Below are 20,325 nucleotides of genomic sequence, written 5' to 3'. Positions count from 1 at the left end.
TACCTGCAAGTTGTCCAGACCGGGATGCAGCCGGAACACCGGAAAATCCCGGCCGTCATGGCACCATCGTCCGCACGCTGCCGGCCATCGCGATCGACACCACGCCTTCCCACATGCACATGCAGCGGGAAAGGTTATCCAGCGCCGGCTGGCCGCCTATCAGGACGGTCGGGGCGCCTGGCAGCCATGGCGTAACGGTGGCCGGCACGCAGGGCATGGGCGTCAGCACGCCCATCGCCGCCGCCGTCGCCGCCGCAACCTCCGGGTTGGCGGGCGAGGCGCACATCCCGAAGGTCGGAATGTTGACGATGGGTTCGTGGTCCATGATGGTGGCGGCGGGCCGCTCTTCCACCATGACGCGCGACTCCGGCAGGACCGCCAGGACGGCGGGCATGGTTCCGAAGGTGCACAGAAGCTGCGCGCCCATCACGACTTGCTGAGACATTCAAGCCTCTCCCTACGCGAACGCCAGAAACCGAAACCTGGCCGAGCCTTGCGCGCGTCGCGCCACGACGGGCGGACGTGCCAAGAGATCCAGGTATGCAGAATGGCACTATTGCCGCGCCAGCACATTGGGAAAATTCGCATACCGATCGCAGCGGGAACTCGCCGGCCGCTGGCACCGGTTCAACGCTCCGGCGCCTTCCAGGCATCCGCGCGCACGCGCGCCACCGTGGACATGCGCCGCCGCACGCGAGTGTCATTTGACGGACGATCCGTCGTCGGCCTGCTCGGGCTGCTCCGGCGACGCCGGCGAGCCGCCCGGCCCGGTTCCGGCCGCGCCTCCGCTGTTCAGCATGACCATCGGGCCGGAGATCTGCACCCCTTCGGGGGTTACCGTCACGAAGCTCGCACCGACCTTCAGGGAAATCTGCGCATTGGCCTCGATCACGACCTTCTCCAGCGCCTTGATATGCGCGACCAGGCCTTCGACGACGTAGTTCTCGTCGACCTTCTGTGTCAGGCTTTGCCCGGCCTGTACGGAAATGCTTTGCCCGACCTTGATCCTGTGATCGCCCTGCACGGTAATGTGCTGGGACCCCGCCTCGACCAGTTGCCGCTCCTTGACGATGGTGTGCGCGTCCTTGCCGATCCAGGCCAGCCCACTGCCCTTCACATAGTTGTCGTAGCGCCCATCCGTGTAGAGCAGCACCTGCAGCTTCTCGTCGTTGAACCGCAGCTCATTGCGCTCGCCGTCCTGCGTGCCGGTTCCTCTGGTCCGGATCGTCGATACGGCGCCCGCCCCGGGCAAGGTGTACGGCGGCTTGTTGCTGCTGTTGTAAAGGCCTCCCACCACCACTGGCACGTCCGGGTCGCCATTGAGGAAGTCCACCAGGACTTCCTGCCCTTCGCGCGGCAGGAACATGGCTCCCCAGCCCTTGCCCGCCCAGGCCTGCGCCACGCGCACCCAGCATCGCTGCATCCGCTGGCTCGCGCCGGGCGGATTGAACTGTTCCCAATGAAACTGGACCTTGATGCGGCCGTGCGCATCGGTGGCGAAATCGTCGCCAGATGCGGCGACCACGACTGCGGTCTGCGGACCGATGGTCGGCACGGGCGCCCAGCAGGACCCGCGAAAGCGGCAGCCCTTCGGAATGGCGCGAAACGTGCAGTCGAATAGGCTGTTCTTCCTGCGCTTCCTGGCCGGGATGCCGGCAAACGCCCCCGGGACGGTCCGCTCCGCAGCGCCGGCCGGCGCCGACGCGACGGCGCGCACACGGCTGCCCGCGATGGGATCGCCGGCACTCATGCGGTACTTCATTTCGGTGACGAGATACTCGCCATCCGGATCTTTGTAGGGATGGCCGCCAAGCCGGAAGACGCCGCCCGTACACATCCGCGCGGCGCTCGACCTGCCCGCGACCGGTGCCGCGCGGCCGAGCCAGGAATCGAGGCGACCCTGCGCATAGCGCCGGCCATCCGCCTCGTCGACATACCAAAGCCCCGGTTCCTCGATCACATAGGACGGGGTTTCCTGCTGCGGCGAGGTGGCGCGCGCCAGCAGCCCCTGGCTTGTACTGCGGGCGACATTCAGGAAATCGAAGGCGTTGGTTTCGCTCTTGCCCGGCACGATGCGGCGATGCGACTTCCAGCGGTAGACCACATCGCCGAAAGGTATGCCGTTCTCGTCCAGCACGGGATTGTAGGGAACGTCCGCGTCCCCGGAGATGGGCGCATGCTGCTGCGGGTCGTCGACCAATACCAGCCGGTCGCCGTGGGCCGTGTATTCGAAGTAGTAATAGATCCCTTCCCGCTGCAGCAGCCGGTTCAGGAAATCGAAGTCCGTCTCCCGATACTGCGTGCAGTTGTCCCGCTTCGGATAATTGGCGGTACAGGCGACGCGGTAGTCGACCTCCTGCTCGTCCAGCAGCAGTTTCACGATATCCAGCACGCTCTTGTCGTAGAAAAAGCGGCTGTGCGAGGACCACGTCAGGCGCCACAGCCGTGGCCGTATGACGACGCGGTAACGCGTCCGGGCGGGAACGGCGTCCTTGGTCAGGCCGCCCACGCCCAGGAAGCTGAACCGGGCGACGATGCCGGCGAAGATGCGGTCGCCGTGCCTGTCCTTCAGCTTGATGGTGACGGGACTGCCCAGCACCGTATCGGGCGACAGGTCGGACCGGGCGCTGGAGAAAAGAACCTTGAAGTTGAAGGCGCGTCCCAGCCGTTCACGCCCCCGGAATTCGTGCAGCCGGGCATCCTGCGGAAGCTGTGGGCCGCCGATCTGCAGCGGGCGCGCGTCCCCGATGTCAGACATCAGGCATATCTCCCTGCAGCGGATGGTGACGGCGCCAGCCCAGCGGATTCACTTTCATGCCTGCCCTCCTGGCCACGCGATCATGCATGGACAGGCGCATCGCTCAGTTCGAAACGGAAATCGCCAAGTACGGCGTCCAGCCGTACCGACCTGGGAATGCGACGCTGCTTGCGCCATTCCAGCATCTCGCGGCCGATATCGGGCAGCACCGACTGCATAAGCACCGCATCGATCAGGCGGGCACCGCTCTGCCGTTCGTCGCATCGCGCGGCGATGGCGCTCACCACGGCGTCGGAGTATTCGAGTGACAGCTCCTGCTCCCGGCGCAGGCGGTGGCCCAGGCGGTCCAGCTGCAGGCGCACGATGGCGTCGAGGATGTTCCCGTCCAGCGGGTAGTAAGGGATCGTGGTCATCCTGCCCAGCAGCGCCGGCGGAAAAACCCGGCTCAATGGCGCGCGCAGCGCCGCCTTGATCTCATCCGCCGGCGGCCGGGCGGCATCCGGCGCACACAGCCGTTCGATCACATCGGAGCCGGCGTTCGTCGTCAACAGGATCAGGCAGTTGCGGAAATCGATGACCCGTCCTTCCCCGTCCTCCATCCAGCCCTTGTCGAACACCTGATAGAAAACCTCGTGCACGTCCGGATGAGCCTTTTCCACCTCGTCGAGCAGCACGACGCTGTACGGCCGCCGGCGCACCGCCTCCGTCAGGACACCGCCTTCCCCGTAGCCGACGTAGCCCGGCGGGGCGCCCTTCAGGGTGGAGATCGTATGGCGCTCCTGGTATTCGCTCATGTTGAGAGTGATAACGTTGTGCTCGCCGCCGTATAGCGCGTCGGCCAGCGCCAGCGCCGTTTCGGTCTTCCCCACGCCGGACGGCCCGGCCAACAGGAATACGCCCACCGGGCGCCCCGGCCGGTCCAGCCCCGCCCTGGCCGTCTGGATGCAACGCGCGATGCAGGCCGTCGCCGTCGATTGACCCACGATGCGTTCCCGCAGTTTCCGGTCGAGGTCCAGCACGCTGTCGATTTCGTCGTTCACCATGCGGCCCACCGGGATGCCGGTCCAGTCCTGCACCACCTGCGCGACGGCGTTCCGGTCCACGGCGGGCAGCGCCAAGGGCTGCTCCGCCTGGCATGCCGCCAGTTCCTGCTCCAGCCGCGCGAGCTCCGCCCTGGGGTCGCGCGCCCGGGCTCCGCCGGCGTCCGGCGGAACGGCATGGGTCGCTCCTGTTGTCCCGTCGTGGCCGTCCGCCTGTTGCGGATAGAGGGCCAGGCGCTGGCGCGTGATGGCGGCGACCAGCGCCCTTTCCTTGTCCCATCGGCGTTCCAACGCCGCACGCGCATGTTCCTCGACGGCCAGGTCGCGGGCGATCCGAGCCGCGCGGGCACCGTCCTGCACCCCGATGGCGGTCTCGCGCTCGACCAATGCAAGCTCGCCACGCAATGCCGCAATGCTGGCCAGGCTGCGGTCCATGGCCGCGGGCCGGGCATGCTGGCTGACGGCGACGCGCGCGCATACCGTATCCAGCAGGCTGACCGCCTTGTCCGGCAGTTGCCGGTCCGCGATATAGCGCTGGCTGAGCTGCACGGCCGCCCGCAAGGCGTCATCCATCACCTGCACTCCATGATGCGACTCCATCGAGGACACCAGGCTGCGCAGCATGCAAAGCGCTTTCGACTCGTTGGGTTCGCTCACCTGCACGGGCTGGAAGCGCCGTGTCAGCGCCGGGTCTTTCTCGATATGGCGCTTGTACTCGGACCACGTCGTGGCGGCGATGGTCCTCAGCGTTCCCCTGGCCAGCGCGGGCTTGAGCAGATTGGCGGCGTCCCCCGTGCCCGCGGCGCCGCCGGCGCCCACCAGCGTATGCGCTTCGTCCACGAAAAGGATGACCGGCCGGTCCGACGCCTGCACTTCCTCGATCACCTGCCGCAGCCGCTGTTCGAACTCGCCTTTCATGCTCGCGCCGGCCTGCAGCAGCCCGACGTCCAGCGTGCGCAGCACGACCTCGCGCAGCGCAGGCGGCACGTCGCCGTGGACGATGCGTTGCGCCAGCCCCTCCACCACCGCGGTCTTTCCCACGCCGGCCTCGCCGGTCAGGATGGGATTGTTCTGGCGCCGCCGCAGCAGGATGTCGATGACCTGCCGGACTTCGTCGTCGCGGCCGACGACGGGATCGAGTTTGCCTTCCCGCGCCAGCGCCGTCAGGTCGACGGTATAGCGATCCAGCGCCTGTCGCCGCCCTGCGCCGGGTATCGCGCCGGCGATATCGTCCGGCGGCGTCGCGCCGGCCGGATCGATCGGGCTTTCCTCGGGGGAGCCGTGCAGCCAGGTCGCGAAACCCTCGCTCAAGCGGGCGGGATCGACCTGGGCGAACTGGCGTGATATGCCGATCAGGGCGCGACGCAGGGCCGGGGTGCGCAACATGCCCAGCAATAGATGGCCGGTGCGCACGCGCGTGGCCCCGTACTGCAGCGACGCGTACATCCAGCCGCGCTCCACGGCTTCCTCGACCTGGCTCGACAGGTCCATCGCACCGCTGCTGCCGCGCGGTAGCCGGTCGAGTGCATCGGTCAGGTCGCGCGCCAGCGCGGACGTGTCGACCTCGAAATGACGCAGGATGCGATGCAGGTCCGAGTCCTGCGCTTGCAGGATCTGGTGGATCCAGTGTTCCAGTTCCACGTTGGAATGCCCGCGCAGCTTGCAGAATGTGGTCGCGCTGTCGATCGCGCGGTATCCCAGCGGGGCAAGTTTGCCGAACAATGCGGCGCGGCTGATTTCTGCCATTTATCCAGTGTCCTTCAAAGCGTTGTACGAACATGGCTGCGCAGGCGGACGCACGGCGCAGCGGGCTTGTCGGCGGTTCTTCGATGCCCGAGCCAGCCGACGCGCGACAGGCGCGCGCTGCCGTCGAGCCGCAGGCACGGCGCCTCTTCGGGTTTCACCCGCAGTTCCACATCCCAATCCAGCAGCCCGCCCGTATACAGGTCGACCCACTCCAGCAGCCGCCGATGGGCCGATGTTCCGGGCAACAGGCGTCGCATATCGCGCGCGCCCACCGGGCCGATGACAACGCGGAACTTGTTTTGGCGGTCCCACACCCGTCCGCCCAGCACCAGTCCCTCCCCCAGGCGGCGCGCGCCATGGCGCCGCAGGGTCGACCGGTCCTGGCTCGGGAGCGTCAGCCACTGGCCCACGAACTGCCGTATCGCCACGGGAACACCGAAGTACTGCGACAACAGAAGTCCCAGGCCGCTCGCATGGCGGGTGCGCGAGGCAAGCAGGCTGCTGAACTGCAGCTTGTCCAGGTCGGCCATGGCGCGCGCGCGCCCGCGCGGCGGCGGGGCCAGACCGCACAGGCTGCCGACATAACCGACATAGCCTTCGGCGCGCGCGGGCCCGCGATCCAGCCCGACCACGGGTTGCGTATTGGCCCACGCGCGGTAGAAGAGGCTCAGCAGGCGATGATGGAAGATGTCCAGGAAGCGGGCCAGCGTCGGGTCACGCTCATGCACCATGCGGCTGTGCGCGTACTCGGCGAAGTAAAGCGGCATCGGGCTGTTGGGCCCGAACAGGCCGGCGACATTGACGGCCAGCCTGCCGGGCCGGCCGCCGGCGGCCGGCTGGTACCTGCCCAGCTCGGCTGCGACAAAGGCGAACTGCGGGTCCTGGCCCAGGCGGATGGCATCATCGGCCGGACGCAGCGATCTACCCAGACGGGGCCGATGCGGATAAGTTGATTCGATCAGGCGCAGGGCCTGCAGGAAGCCGAACCGCGCGGTTTCCCCGGACAGCCGGCTCACCAGGCTCAGAGGGTGTGGCATAGGCCCTCCCCGCTCGGCCATCGCATGATTTCGCCGCGGGCAAGACTGCGCACGACCGTCTCGGTAAAGTGGTTGACCGAGACGTACCCGGAGAAGAACGCCTGCAGCACCGCGCCCAGCAGGAATGCGCCGCCGCCCTGGAAGGCCGCCTCGTCCAGCGTCAACGTCACTTCCAGCCCGCGGCCGAAGCAGATGGGTCCGGGTAGCGGCAAGCGTCGGGTCACCGCGCGCGAACTCAGCCCGACGACGCCGGCGATCTGCCGTTTGCCCACGGCGTCGGACTCATGGCAATAAAGATCCAGGAGTTCGCGGACGGCGCTTGCGCCGGCCTCGGGCCGGTCTTCGAGCAGGGATCGGTAATTCAGTGCAAGGTGGTTCAGCAGCCGCCATGCCGCCACGCCGTCCTGCATCCCGGGACGCGGCTCGCTGGGGCCCGCCACGCATCGGATGCTGCGCACGGGCAGTTCGCCGTCCCAGGAGAAATCCGTGGCGCCGACGCCCACCGGCATCGACAAGGGCAGGTCGCGGTTGGTACAGAGCACATCCACGCCGAGTTGCTGCAGGTCGGCGCTGAACGGCGCCGACTGCACATCGACCAGCGCGATGAAGACGTCGCTGCCCAGATAGCGCGATCGCGCGCCATGCCGCAATTCCCTTTCGGTCTGACGCCGGGTGTCGCGGCGCTGCTGGAAGAAAGCGCCGCCGGTGATGCTTTCCGCCTGGGGATCGCGCGCCCGCAGAAAAGGTTCGAACACGCGCGGCTCCGCGTTGGACGACGCGTAATCGCGCACGGTATCCACACTGTAGACCTCGAAGTCAATCGGCCGGCTGCGGTCCGGCACCACCTGGTATTCGAACTTGCCCGGATCCAGCGGCACACGGTCCGCCCGCATCGGGAACAGATTGATCGCCGGCACGCAGTTCAGGCGGAAGTGCGAGGCGTCGACACTCTGCTCGAGGCGCGACTCGTAGGCATCAAGCAATAGGATGACTTCGAAGCGTGCCTGGTCGCAGCGCCGCAAGGCGTCCCGCAGGCCGCGGAGTTCCACGAACAAAAAGCGTTCTGGAAAGGCAAAATACTCCTGCAGCAGGCGATAGCCGCGGAAAGCCTGGCGCGACGGCGGCAGCAATGCTTCCTCGTCGGTGAAGCCCATTGCCGCGACACAGGCCGGGTCCAGCGCGCCGCGCCATGCGGTGGCCTGCCCCGCCGAGGTCGCGCAGCCGCCCAGCACATGGCCGACCAGATGTTCGTAGAGCAGGACGGGCAAGGCATCGGCGCCGCGCAGGAACAGGGGAAGGCGATCGAGATCCAGCGACGCTGCGGGGGTGCTGCCGTGCAGTTCGAAGCGCAGGCGCAGCATGGCCTGGGGACGACGCGGGGTATCCGGGACGACGCCGCCAATGTTCCCCATATAAGGCCTGTACTCGGCGCCGGTCAGCCGCAGCGGCCATAGCGTCATGGCCCGGGCGGTGCGGTACTCACAGCGCGTCGTGCCGTTCCGGTCCAGGTTGCTCTTAAGCACGCTATGGCGGGGCGCGGAGTATCCCTTGGCCAAGCCCGGGTGCCCCCAGTCGGGCTGGAACTCGGCGACGATCATCGAGGGCGTCGGCGCCAGGTAGTTCGGATACACCATCTCCGCCAGGTGCCGCGTGAACCGGGGGAACTCGGCATCCACCTTCATCCGCGTCCGCGCCGTCAGGAAACTGAAGCCTTCCAGCAGGCGTTCGACATACGGGTCGGCACACTCGAAGCTCTCCAGGCCCAGGCGTCCGGCAATCTTCGGATAGGCGGCCGCGAATTCTCCACCCATCTCCCGCAGGTACTGCAGTTCCTCGTTGTAGTACCGCAGCAGGTCGCCGTTCATTTTCGACCAGCTCCATGGCGAGGCATGACCGAGATCTGGCCGTCTTCGAGATCCAGCTCCGTCATCAGGTACAGGCGTTCGGGGTAGGGCTGCGCCCAGAGATCCCCCTCGATGAGAAACGCCAGCACGTTGCCACGGACACTTTCCTCCGAGGCAACGGCCGACACGCGCAGGCTGTCGCGCATGATCCTTGGTTCGAAGCACACGATCGTGCGCGCGATCTCCTCCGCGAAGGCCTTCCTGTCCAGGTCCGATGCGATCTTGCCCGCGAAGTCCGGCAGGCCGGCATTGAGCACGGACGAAGCGATAAGGGGATAGGCATCGACATTCCACCCGGACAAGCGCCTTGCGTTGAGCAGATAGCCGATATCGCGCAGCACCCCTTCCCGCAGTTGGCGTAGGGATACGACCCTGTGCTCGCGCGATTCCGCTGCAACGAGGGGATTGTTGTCGGTCAAGCGATCCAGAAGCGCGGGTTGCAGGCGGTTCCTGCTGACGAGTTCGGCCATAATCGATACCTGCCGCGAGGCGGTGTCGCCGCGCCGGGCCTTGCGTGCAAGGTCCGCGGCGCGACGGAGGAAAGCCGGAACGGCAGGCCGCGCACCCCGGCAACAGGACGGCTCAGCTGGTGGTGAGCACACCCTTGTAGCGGTCGTAGACGACGATCGTGCCGGCACCCAGTGCGCCGGTTTTGGGATCCTGCTTCTTGGTCTCGACCTTTAGCACCGTCCAGTCAAGTTCGAAGGCATCGGGCTCGAAGTCCAGGTCGCCTTCGTTGACGTGCCGCATGACGCAATCCGTCACCGTCCAGATCACGCGCTGGGCGGGCTTCTTCTCGGACGGGTCCATGTACCAGCTGAAGAACTGGACATCCATCGGCTCACCGTCCTGCAGCAGCCGCAGTCCAGGGCTCGCCGAACTCCAACGGCTCACCACGGAGATATTGGAATAGATGGGCACGCCCGGCGCGGACAGGCCCGAGCCGAAGGCATGATGGTCGTTCTGCAAGGTCATGAACCTTGGACGGGACTCCAGATCGATGTGGCCGTCGCAGCCCTCACGTTGACTTTCGCCCTGGAATTTATCTCCGAGCTTGCCGGTCCATACGTTGTTACTCACGATCGATTACTCCAAAAATGAGGCCGGTGCGCGTGGCGCGCCGACCGTTGTACGAGGCGACGATGCGCCTCCGACTTACTTCCCTTTGATGGCGGGAATCTTGCTGACCAACCGCAGCGAAACGGTCAGTCCTTCAAGCTGGTAGTGGGGCTTCAGATAGAACTTGGACGTGTAATAGCCCGGGTTGCCCTCGACCTCTTCGAGCGTTACCGCGACATCGCTGAGCGGCTTCATGGCCTTCACCAGGTCCGACGACAGCTTCGGCGAGCCGTCGACGTATTCCATGGCCCACTTGAGCAGCCACCTCTGCATCTCTTCCTTGCTCTTGTACGAGCCCACCTTGTCGCGCACGATGCACTTCAGGTAGTGCGCGAAGCGGCAGCATGCGAACAGATAAGGCAGGCGCGCCGCCAGGTTGGCGTTGGCGGTGGCTTCGGGGTCGTCATACTCGGCGGGCTTGTGCAGCGACTGCGCGCCGATGAAGGCGGCGACGCCGCTGTTCTTCATGTGCACCAGCGGCAGGAAGCCATTCTTCGATAGCTCCGCCTCGCGCCGGTCGCTGATCGCCACCTCGGTCGGGCAAATCACGTCCACGCCGCCATCGTCGGTGGGGAAGACATGGACCGGCAGGTCCTCCACCGCGCCGCCTGATTCGACGCCACGGATGCGCGAGCACCAGCCGAACTCCGCGAACGACCGGTTGATGTTCACCGCCATCGCATAGGCGGCATTGGCCCAGGTGTACCGTTCGGGATTGCCCCCGCCGGTATCCTCCTCGAAGGCGAATTCGTCGACCGGATTGGTTTTCGCCCCATACGGCGCGCGGGCGAGGAAGCGCGGCATGGTCAGGCCGATATAGCGCGAGTCCTCGGATTCGCGCAGCGCGCGCCAGGCGGCGTGCTCCGGCGTCTGGAACAGCTTGCCGATGTCGCGTGGGTTGGCCAGGTCGCGCCAGGAGTCCAGCAGCATCACGGCGGGCGCCGCGCCGGAAATGAACGGCGTATGGGCGGCGGAGCAGATGCGTGCGATCTGGGACAACAGGTCGACATCCTGGGCGCTGTTGTCGAAGTAGTAGTCCCCCACCAGCGCGCCATAGGGTTCGCCGCCGAACTGGCCGAACTCCTCTTCGTATAGTTTCTTGAACAGCGGGCTCTGGTCCCACGCGAAACCCTTGTACTTCTTGAGTGTCCTGTAGAGCTCCGACTTGGAGACATTCATCACGCGGACTTTCAGCCGCTCGCCGGTCTCCGTGTTGCTTACGAGATAATGCAGGCCGCGCCAGGCGCCCTCGACGCGCCGGTATTCGGCGCAGTTCAGGATGGCATTGATCTGGTCGGTCAGCTTGCGGTCGATCTCGGCGATCATGGCTTCCACCGTGTCCATCACGTCGGTGGATACCAGCGTGGTATCGGCCAGCGCGAATTCCGCGAGGGTGGACACGGACTGCTCCACCGCACGCTGCGCCTCGTCGTTCTTCGGTTTGAATTCTTTCAGCAGGAGCGACGAGAAATCGCCCCCGCCTTCTTCGATTGCAGTCTTTTCGTTGGCCTGTTCGGCCACAGCCGTAGCGTCGCTCATCGTCTATCCTTCATGGGTTCGGTGGATTTACTCCGGCTTGGACTCGCCGTCCCCGGCGTCGTCCTGCGCCGCGCCCTGGGGCTGCGTCGCCAGGGCGCGCATCAAGGCAGGGTCCGCCAACAACTTGGCGACCATTTCTTCCGCCGCGACCTTTCCGTCCATGTAGGTGAGCAGGTTCGACAGGTGGGTGCGCGCCTCCAGCAGCCGGCGCAGGGGTTCGACCTTGCGCGCGATCGCGACCGGCGAGAAATCCTCCATCTTCTCGAAGACGAGTTCCACGCCGATATTGCCTTCGCCGGTCAAGGCGTTGGGCACGCTGGCCGCCATGCGCGGCTTGATCGCCGCCATGCGGTCGTCGAAATTGTCGCTGTCGAACTCCAGGAATTTGCGCTCGGCGATAGGCGCCAAGGGCTCCACGGATTGTCCTGACAGGTCCGACATCACGCCCATGACGAAGGGAAGCTGTACTTTCTTGGCCGCGCCGTTTACTTCCACGTCGTATTCGATCTGCACACGAGGTGGGCGCGTGCGTGCAATGGCCTTCTGGCTACTTTCTTTAGGCATCCGGATAACTCCGTTCGTTGATTGAGAACGCTTCCTCGTCGGCGGAGTCGGAATTCGACGCGCCGGGGCTGACACCGAAAAGGAAGCAGGTTTCCGCAAGTCCTTGCGGAGACAGCTCGGACATGAGCTCGATGAAGTTCATATTGATGAGCCGTTTGGCACGCTGCAGGAGGATGGGGACCGGGCTTCCGGGTTCCTCCAATGCGTAGTACTCGCAGATCCGGTCGATCTGGCGCGCGACATCGTCGCGGCTTTTGATATCGCCGCTGGCGCGGGCGGTCGGGCCGCTGTCGTCCCCGGCCGGCACGGCGCCGGTGTCCGCACCGCGTTCGAGGGGTGCGCGCGGGGCGCCGGGGTGCCGGCGCAACTGGTCGCGCACCAGCCTGGCCGCATGGCGCAAGGTCTTGGGCAGGCGCTGCAGGCCGGCGGCGTTCACGCGGTCCAGGTGCCTGCCCAATACGGCCTCGATGTGCTCGAGACGCTCGCAGCTCCGTTCGATGGTATCGGCGACGGCCTCAAGATCAATGAACGGGACGGCGTGGAACACCGCATCGATCGCCGCCATTTTCCTCGGCGTATCGTCCGCGCGAGCCGGCAGCTCGCCGGTGGCCAGGTCGATGTCGCGCAGGCAGACCGCTCCATACGCGGCCGAGCGGGCCAGCGCGGCCAGGCGGACCTGGCCCAGCAGGCCATCCATGTCGTCGAGCGCCACGATCGTGTTGAGCCGTTCCGTGGGGTCGTCGTCCTCCGGATCCAGGATGGGATGCACATGGTCCCAGTACCGCTCGATGTAATCCTCGATGAGCGCGAGGCCGTCGTCCAGGCCGTCGTATCCGTGCTGGCCGACCAAGGCCCGCGTCAGCCAGACCGCCAGGCGCAGATCGCGCGTACGCGCCAACAGCTTCAACGACAGGGCTTCGGCCGACTTCCAATCGGGGTCGGCCGCATCGACGCGCATATCGCCGTACTCGACCTCCGGCGTGCCCTGCATGATCTGAGTCAGTTGGACATACTCGGCGTCATACAGCAGGTCGGGTCCACACGGCTGGTCCGCGCAGACATCCTGCTGATAACGAGACAGATCGATGGTTGACATCGCTGGTGCAGCCTTGGACCTGGCGCCCCGGGACGGATATTCCCCTTGGCGCCGTATTGCGTACGCACCGGACTGGGTATGCCGGGCACTGGTGTGGCAAGCGGGTGTGACCGCATCCACGGACTCAAAGATAGCGACGCGGTGATGAGCCAGATATAAGAAAAATCCACGCCCACGAATATTTTTTTGCGCCGTGCATGGCGCGGCCTATATGGGTTGGCGCTGCCGCGCCGCCGGCGGTCGCCGGGCTAGAATGGCAGCGCCCGAACAGCAGGGCGCTCCCGACCCGCCCGATGCCATGCCCGCCGACTTTCCGTTCCCGATCCAATTCCCGTCGTCTTCCGAGCCCGGCCTGTCGCACGTGCGGCTCGGCGCCGGCACGCCGCTGGTTCTCGTCCATGGATCTCTTTGCGATTTGCGCTATTGGAAGGCCCAGATCGGTGCGCTGTCGCGCGACTTCCAGGTCTTCTCGGTGAGCTTGCCGGGATACTGGCCGGAAAGCGGGCAAGCGAACCCGGACACTTTCCAGGCGGGCGCGCATGCGGACGCGCTGGCGTCTTTCATCGACCGCCATTGCAATGGGCGCGCGCATGTCGTGGGACATTCCCGCGGTGGACGCGTGGCCTACGAACTGGCGCGCCGCCATGCCCACAAGGTAGAGGCACTGGTGCTTGCGGATCCGGGGCTGGTGCTCGATGAACGCGGAGACCGCCGCGACGACTTCCGGCAGCGCGCACTGCGGCATATCGAGGCGGGCGACATAGAGCAGGGCCTGGCGCTGTTCATCGACACCGTCAGCGGCGAGGATACCTGGCGCCGCATGGTGCCGTGGTTCAAGCAAATGGCCATGGACAACGCAGGTACCTTGTTCGGGCAGGTGGGCGAGGCGCCATGCCTGCTGGCCGAGGCGGACGCCCGGGCGCTCGACAAGCCGGTGCTGCTGGTGGGCGGGGCGCTAAGCCCTCCGCCCTATCCCGCCATACTGGCGGCATTGCACGAATGGCTGCCGCATTCGCATTACCTGCGTATCCCGGGCTCCTCGCACGGCATGAACCTGGGGAACCCGCGCGCCTTCAACGAGGCAGTACGCCGTTTCCTCGCGCAATAGGTCCGCGCGCAGCGGGCATAGGCGGGTGCGGGCCGACACCCGCGCGCGCATGCTTGGCGGCCGCGCGGGTAAGGCGGTTCTCGCGCGTTCCGACCAGCTTCGCGCTATCCGGCCACGAGCGGGCGACGCGGTGAACCGCACCGCTGGCCAACTGCGCCACGCGGCCCGGGTGGCCCGTACAGGCTTTGAATGCGCGCCCATTCACCACTCCCACCGGCGCCTGCGGGCCGCCGGCGGCTGCCACACTGCCGTTTGCGGGGAGCGACCCGCCGCTGATACACGAAAACATAATGACCCCTGCAAAGTGCCTGCCCCGGACATCGCGGCATCGCGCGGCGCCGCCCGGGCAGCGCCCGAAGCCGGCGCGGCTCGATGCAGCCATCCGGCCTCGGCGAGCAGCTGAATGTAAAGGCAGCGGGAGCCGCTGTCTGTCGGGCCAAGCGGCGATCCACCGCAGGCGCCATGCCAACCCGGGCGCGGGCACGGGACGATGAGCCGATCCAAATATCCCGTCTGCTGTAGGACTCATTCACCACATGGCTGGGACCAACTAACCCAACATCGGCAGCGCAACACAGGTAGTCCCGACAGGTCTCCCCGCCCTGCGCACGTCGGGGCCGCCATCCCGGGCCTTCGTGGTACAACACCTCGTCTTCGCCGCCGCCGGAACCGCCCATGCCACACCGCCCTTTCAATGCCGCCAGCACGCGCGTCCCCGCCGGGATGCGGCAGACGCCATGAACGACTTCGGCGCAATCGTCTGGCGAACGCTGCAATCGGAATTCTCGGATATCAGCGACGTGGAAAGCTACACGCGCATCCTTACCCGCCTGACGGTGGCCGTCGTGCTGGGCGGGTTGATCGGCTACGAACGCGAACGCAGCGGCAAGGCCGCCGGATTGCGCACCCACATGCTGGTGGCGCTGGGCGCCGCGCTGTTCGTCCTCGCCCCGCTGCAAGGCGACATGGAGGTGTCGGACCTGAGCCGCGTACTGCAGGGCGTGATCGCCGGCATCGGCTTCCTGGGCGCCGGCGCGATCATCAAGCTCAGCGCCGAAGCAGAGGTCAAAGGCCTGACGACAGCGGCGAGCATCTGGCTGACGGCGGCGCTCGGCATCGCGGCCGGCATGGGCAAGGAACTCGTCGCCATCTTCAGCGCCCTGATCGCCCTGGTGATCCTGGGCCTTTTGCGGCGCCTGGAGCAGCGGCTCAGCGGCAACGGCAACGACAGCGGCGACGGATCGTCCGGCGGCCGGGCCTAGTTGCCGTTTCGCCCGCGCCAGGGCCAGACCGCCGCCAACGGAACCTGCTTGCCCGCCGGCGCCCGGCGCATTGCACTGCCTGCCCGCTTGCGCTCACGCGCACTTCAACCCTGTATGTCGCGCGTGACGATTTCGCCCAGCAGCCGCATGGCGTTCTCGGCCGCCTCGTCCCAGGGGTGGCCGTAGTTCAATCGCAGGCAATCGCGGAAGCCGCCGCGCGGCGAGAAGATCGGCCCCGGCGCCACGCTGATGCGCTGCGCCAGCGCGGCGTGGTAGACGCGCAACGCGTCGGCCCCCTTGGGTAGCTGCACCCACAGGAAGTAGCCGCCTTGCGGCCGCGACGCGCGCGTCCCCTCCGGAAAATACCGCGCTAGCGCCGCCATCATGTGCTGCTGCTGCCGGGCCAGCGTGGCGCGCAACTGCCGTAGATGGCGGTCGTATCCGCCATGGTCCAGATATTCGGCCAGGGCCAGCTGGTTGGGACTGGGAGACGCCAGCGTCGTCATCAGCTTCTGCCGCTCCACCTCGCGCGCATAGCGGCCCGCTGCTATCCATCCCACGCGGTAGCCCGGCGCCAGGCACTTGGAAAACGACGCGCAGTGAAGGACCAGGCCCTCGCGGTCGTAGGCCTTGGCGGGCAAGGGCCGCGCGCGGCCGAAATACAGCTCGCCATAGACGTCGTCCTCGATCAGCGGAATGCCGTGCCGGGCCAGCAGCGCCACCAGCGCCTGCTTGTCCTCGTCCGTCATCAGGCTGCCCGTGGGGTTCTGGAAATTGGACATGATCCAGCACGCCTTGGGGCGGTGGCGGGTGATGGCTTCGGACAGCGCGTCCAATTCGATGCCGGTGCGCGGACTGGTGGGGATTTCCACCGCATGCAGCTTCATCCGTTCCAGCGACTGCAGGGTGGCGTAGAAGGTGGGGGATTCGATCAGGACGGTATCGCCCGGCCGCGTCACGGCCATGAGGGCCAGTTGCAACGCCTCCATGGCGCCATTGGTGATCACCAGGTCGTCGGCGTGAACGTCCATGCCATCGACCAGGTAGCGCACGGCGACCTGCCTGCGCAGGCTGGCATTGCCGGTAAACATGTCGGACACGCTGCTCCACGGATCCATGCGGCGCAGCCCCGCCTTCAGGGACGAGGCCAGCCGGAGCAGCGGGAAAAGCGTCGGCGACGGGAAGGCGGAACCGAGGGGGACGGTGGCCGGGTCCCGGACGGATCCCAGCACGTCGAAAACGAGCGCCGCCACATCGACAGGACCGGGATTGCCGTCCGGCCGGGAGCTCTCGGGTTCCGGCGGCGGCCGCTTGCGGGCGCTGACGTAATACCCGGACCGGTCGCGCGCCTGGATATATCCACGCGCTTCCAGCAGGTAGTACGCCTGGAAAACAGTCGATACGCTGACGCGGCGCGCCGCGCTGGCCTGCCGTACCGAGGGCAGGCGATCGCCCGGCTGCAGGGTCCCTGTTTCGATGGACCGGACAATGTCGGCGGCCACGGTCTCGTAGCGCTTCAGGCGTCCGTCGCCATGGGCGGAATCTCTCATGATGGTTCCGTGTACCGGCGCCGCGCGCCTGGGCGATGCGCCGGGAAGTCTCCGGGGCAGGCCAGGCGTGCTGCCATGGATGCCGGGGCTGCGGTTCTAGGGTTCTGCGGTTCTGCGGTTCTGCGGTTCTACGGTTCTGCGGTTCCGGCGCAGGTTTTTCTGCTGCGCTCCAACTGTAGTGCGACGCAGTAAAACAGAACAGATGCAGATGGTTGAGTTTGCAACCATATCAGTGGCTCTGCCGGACGGATTCCCCGGCCTTTACACCATACCCAGGCACGGGAATTGCTCTGCCGCGCCCCGCGCTACGGAAGGTAACGTGCTGTACTATTTCCGCCTCTTGCTCCCTGTCCCCCGATGTTGCCGACCACGATGCAGCCGAACGAGAAAGACGACATGCCGACGTACGTCGGCATAGCCGCCCTGAGTACCCTGATCTTCGCCATAGACATCGTGCTGCCGATAGGCATCGCGATCTGGGTCTTCTACATGGTCCCGGTGGTGCTGAGCGTTTTCCAGCGCCACAAATACCTGCCCTTGCTGGTCGCACTGGTCCAGTTGGTTCTGGTGGTGTGCGGAACTTTCCTGCCGCTGGGCGGCGAGGTGCCGCTGCAGAACATGGTGAACCGCAGCTTCGGGGTCGTCACGCTGTTCGTGACGGCGCTCCTGGGCATGCAGGTCATTGCCACGCGCCTGCGGGCGCAAAGGTTGATCTGGCAGCAGCGCGGGGAAACGGCCTTGTCGCAGGAGCTATTGGGCGAGCAGAGCGTCCAGGACATCGGCCGCAACGCGCTGACCTCCTTGTCCAGGTATCTGAACGCGCAGATGGGCGCGCTGTACCGGCTGGAACGGGGCACGCTTCAATGGGTCGCCGGTTATGCCCGCACGCAGGCCGACGGCACGCCGGTGGAGGGCCCCAGCGCCGGCCTCGCCCAGGAGGTCGCCACGCTGGGCACGCCCCTCCTGCTGCACGACGTGCCGGAGGGATATGCCAGGGTGCGGTCGACCATCGGGGAAGCGACGCCGCGCACGGTGCTGATCGCGCCCGTCATGGCCGACGGCCGCGTCCAGGGTGTGGTGGAGCTGGGCTTCCTGCGGCCGGACAAGGACTTCTCCGAGGAACTGGAGCTGATGCAGGCGGCGGGCGAAGTCATCGGCATCGCACTGCGCTCCGCCCGCTACCGCGAGCATATGAAGGAGTTGCTGGAAGAAACCCAGCGCCAGAGCGAGGAACTGCAGACCCAGCAGGAAGAGCTGCGCGTATCGAACGAGGAGCTGGAGGAACAGGGCCGTGCGCTGCGCGAATCGCAGGCGCGCCTGGAACAGCAGCAGACGGAGCTTGTGCAAAGCAACGTCCAGCTCGAAGAACATACGCAGCGGCTGGAACGGCAAAAGCAGGATCTGCTGAAGGCGCGCGCGACGCTGGAAACCAACGCCAAGGAGCTGGCCCGTGCCAGCCGCTACAAGTCCGAGTTCCTGGCGAATATGTCGCACGAACTGCGTACGCCCCTGAACAGTTCGCTGATCCTGTCGCAGATGCTGGCGGATCCCAAGTCGGCAACGATGACGTCGGAGGACATCCGCCGTTATGCCAAGACCATTCATTCCGCCAATGCCGATCTGCTCTCCTTGATCAACGACATCCTGGACCTTTCCAAGATCGAGGCGGGCCATATCGACCTGGCCACCGAAACGGTGTCCGCTGCCGGGGTCCTCGAACCGATACGCCAGATGTTCGAACCCATCGCCGCCGACAAGCAGCTGGAGTTCCGCATCGACATCGACGAGGATGCACCCCCGACCTTCGTGACCGACCCCGCCAAGCTGCAACAGGTTTTGAAGAACCTGCTGGCCAACGCCTTCAAGTTCACGGAGAAAGGCGGGGTCACGCTGTCGGTACGGGCGGCGGACGCGGGCCGGCTCGCATTCGCGGTGCGCGATACGGGCATAGGCATCGCCCCGCAGCAGCAAGCCTCCATCTTCGAGGCTTTCCGCCAGGCCGACGGCACGACCAGCCGCAAATACGGCGGCACGGGCCTGGGCCTGTCGATATCGCGCGAACTGACGCGCTTGCTGGGCGGCACGCTGAGCGTCCAGAGCGAGGTAGGGCAAGGCAGCACGTTTACCGCGGAGATCGCCACGGACCTGCGTCCGACCGGCCAGGAAGGCAAGGCGGTGGATCGGACTGGCACTGCTACGACGCCGATGACCCCGGGCACGCTGGCCGCCGCCGCGGCAGCGGCTGCGGCCGCGGATGCCGCCACGGCCCCCGCCGCGCGCGATCATACCGCCGCAGCCACGGACGGGGGCCCGCCCCCGGGGCAAACCGGCGATGCCGTGGAGCACGAGCGCCGCGCGGCGCTGCCGCTACCGGCGGGCGGCAGCTTCAAGCCGGCACGCGGGGATATCCAGCAGCGGCGCCACGACCGCCTGGTCCTGGCCGTCGAGGACGACGAGCGCTTCGCCGACATCCTTTACGAACTGGCGCACGAACTGCGCTTCGATTGCGTGCTGGCCTCCAACGGCACGGACGCCGTACGGCTGGCGCGCGAGCTGCGCCCCAACGGCATCCTGCTGGATGTGGGCCTGCCCGACCAGTCCGGGCTGAGCGTCCTCGATCAACTGAAGCATGACCCGGATACACGGCATATCCCGATCCATGTGGTGTCGGTGGCGGACCACGTGCAGACGGCCCTGGAACTGGGCGCGGTCGGCTATGCGCTGAAACCGGTGGCGCGCGAAGAACTCGTCGAAGCCTTCAGGCGCGTCGAGGAAAAACTGCATCGCAGGGCCAACCGCATCCTGGTGGTCGAGGACGACCCCGACCTGCGCACCAGCATTTCGCTGCTGCTGCAGGCGGACGACATCGAGATCACGACGGCGGGCACGGTGGCGGAAGCCCTGGAGCACCTGTCCGAGCGGACCTTCGACTGCATGGTCATGGACCTGATGCTGCCGGACGCCTCGGGGTACGACCTGCTGGAGCAGATGGGCTCGGGCCGCAAGTACGCCTTTCCGCCCGTGATTGTCTATACCGGCCGCGCGCTGACCCGCGACGAGGAACAGCGCCTGCGCCGATACTCGCGTTCCATCATCATCAAGGGCGCAAAGTCCCCCGAGCGCCTGGTCGATGAAGTCACGCTGTTCCTGCACCGCGTCGAGGCGACGTTGCCGCCCGACCAGCAGAAGCTCCTGCTGCAGGCGCGCCAGCGCGACATGGTGTTCGAGGGTCGGCGCATCCTGCTGGTGGAGGATGACGTGCGCAATATCTTCGCGCTGTCCAGCGTCCTCGAACCGCTGGGCGCGCAGTTGCTGGTGGCCCGCAATGGCAGGGAGGCCCTGGACGCGCTGGCCAGGGATCCGCAGGTCGACATCGTACTGATGGACCTGATGATGCCGGAGATGGACGGCTTGACCGCCACGCGCGAGATCCGCAAGCGCCCCGCCCTGCGCGACCTGCCGATCATCGCCTTGACGGCCAAGGCAATGATGGACGATCGCAGGAACTGCCTGGAGGCCGGGGCCAACGACTATATCTCCAAGCCTATCGACGTGGACAAGCTGGTTTCGCTGTGCCGGGTCTGGATGCCCAAATAGGCGGA

The 20,325-nt window shown here is 66.5% G+C and carries 14 protein-coding genes; 3 read left to right on the top strand and 11 right to left on the bottom strand.

Features of this window, described 5'->3' with window-relative positions; genetic code table 11:
• Nucleotides 1-55: 55 nt before the first annotated feature.
• The 10 genes from BAU07_RS05695 to tssA all read right to left on the bottom strand — a co-directional run bounded on the left by BAU07_RS05695 (nt 56) and on the right by tssA (nt 12,803).
• Complete coding sequence (locus tag BAU07_RS05695) at nt 56-445, bottom strand: DUF4280 domain-containing protein (RefSeq protein WP_066654891.1); 390 nt, start codon at nt 443-445, stop codon at nt 56-58.
• Nucleotides 446-700: 255 nt separating this feature from the next.
• Complete coding sequence (locus BAU07_RS05690) at nt 701-2,758, bottom strand: type VI secretion system Vgr family protein (RefSeq protein WP_084025393.1); 2,058 nt, start codon at nt 2,756-2,758, stop codon at nt 701-703.
• Nucleotides 2,759-2,838: 80 nt separating this feature from the next.
• Nucleotides 2,839-5,544 (bottom strand): type VI secretion system ATPase TssH, encoded by a 2,706-nt coding sequence (tssH, locus tag BAU07_RS05685; protein WP_066654889.1) that lies wholly within the window; start codon nt 5,542-5,544, stop codon nt 2,839-2,841.
• Nucleotides 5,545-5,558: 14 nt separating this feature from the next.
• Entirely contained in the window at nt 5,559-6,581 is a 1,023-nt protein-coding gene (gene tssG / locus BAU07_RS05680) for a type VI secretion system baseplate subunit TssG (protein ID WP_066654887.1), read from the bottom strand.
• A complete protein-coding gene (tssF, locus tag BAU07_RS05675) occupies nt 6,566-8,446 on the bottom strand; it encodes a type VI secretion system baseplate subunit TssF (protein WP_066654885.1) in 1,881 nt (626 codons plus the stop codon). The genes tssG and tssF overlap by 16 nt, the downstream gene beginning before the upstream one ends.
• A complete protein-coding gene (gene tssE, locus BAU07_RS05670; protein ID WP_066654880.1) occupies nt 8,443-8,955 on the bottom strand; it encodes a type VI secretion system baseplate subunit TssE in 513 nt (170 codons plus the stop codon). Before tssE ends, tssF begins: the two co-directional genes overlap by 4 nt.
• A gap of 112 nt (nt 8,956-9,067) precedes the next feature.
• On the bottom strand, nt 9,068-9,565 hold the full coding sequence (locus tag BAU07_RS05665; protein ID WP_157122001.1) for a hypothetical protein: 498 nt from the start codon (nt 9,563-9,565) through the stop codon (nt 9,068-9,070).
• Between the two features lie 75 nt (nt 9,566-9,640).
• Nucleotides 9,641-11,143, bottom strand: coding sequence for a type VI secretion system contractile sheath large subunit (tssC, locus tag BAU07_RS05660; protein ID WP_066654874.1), 1,503 nt, complete (start codon nt 11,141-11,143; stop codon nt 9,641-9,643).
• Nucleotides 11,144-11,170: 27 nt separating this feature from the next.
• Nucleotides 11,171-11,707 (bottom strand): type VI secretion system contractile sheath small subunit, encoded by a 537-nt coding sequence (gene tssB, locus BAU07_RS05655; RefSeq protein WP_066654872.1) that lies wholly within the window; start codon nt 11,705-11,707, stop codon nt 11,171-11,173.
• Nucleotides 11,700-12,803 (bottom strand): type VI secretion system protein TssA, encoded by a 1,104-nt coding sequence (tssA, locus tag BAU07_RS05650; RefSeq protein WP_066654870.1) that lies wholly within the window; start codon nt 12,801-12,803, stop codon nt 11,700-11,702. The genes tssB and tssA overlap by 8 nt, the downstream gene beginning before the upstream one ends.
• Before the next feature lie 298 nt (nt 12,804-13,101).
• Here tssA and BAU07_RS05645 point away from each other — a divergent pair, with 298 nt between their 5' ends.
• Together BAU07_RS05645 and BAU07_RS05640 are read left to right on the top strand one after the other, a co-directional pair.
• Nucleotides 13,102-13,911, top strand: a complete 810-nt coding sequence (locus tag BAU07_RS05645; RefSeq protein WP_066664908.1) for an alpha/beta fold hydrolase — start codon at nt 13,102-13,104, stop codon at nt 13,909-13,911.
• 737 nt (nt 13,912-14,648) lie between these two features.
• Entirely contained in the window at nt 14,649-15,173 is a 525-nt protein-coding gene (locus BAU07_RS05640) for an MgtC/SapB family protein (protein ID WP_066654866.1), read from the top strand.
• 104 nt (nt 15,174-15,277) lie between these two features.
• Here BAU07_RS05640 and BAU07_RS05635 read toward each other — a convergent pair whose 3' ends face one another.
• Complete coding sequence (locus tag BAU07_RS05635) at nt 15,278-16,693, bottom strand: aminotransferase-like domain-containing protein (protein ID WP_066664905.1); 1,416 nt, start codon at nt 16,691-16,693, stop codon at nt 15,278-15,280.
• A gap of 426 nt (nt 16,694-17,119) precedes the next feature.
• On the opposite strand from BAU07_RS05635, the gene BAU07_RS05630 reads away from it, so the two are divergent.
• Nucleotides 17,120-20,320, top strand: coding sequence for a hybrid sensor histidine kinase/response regulator (locus tag BAU07_RS05630; RefSeq protein ID WP_232338256.1), 3,201 nt, complete (start codon nt 17,120-17,122; stop codon nt 20,318-20,320).
• Nucleotides 20,321-20,325: the final 5 nt, after the last annotated feature.

Origin of the sequence: Bordetella flabilis, assembly GCF_001676725.1 — a bacterium.
GTDB lineage: Bacteria > Pseudomonadota > Gammaproteobacteria > Burkholderiales > Burkholderiaceae_B > Bordetella_C > Bordetella_C flabilis.
This window is presented reverse-complemented; position numbering and strand designations above follow the sequence as displayed.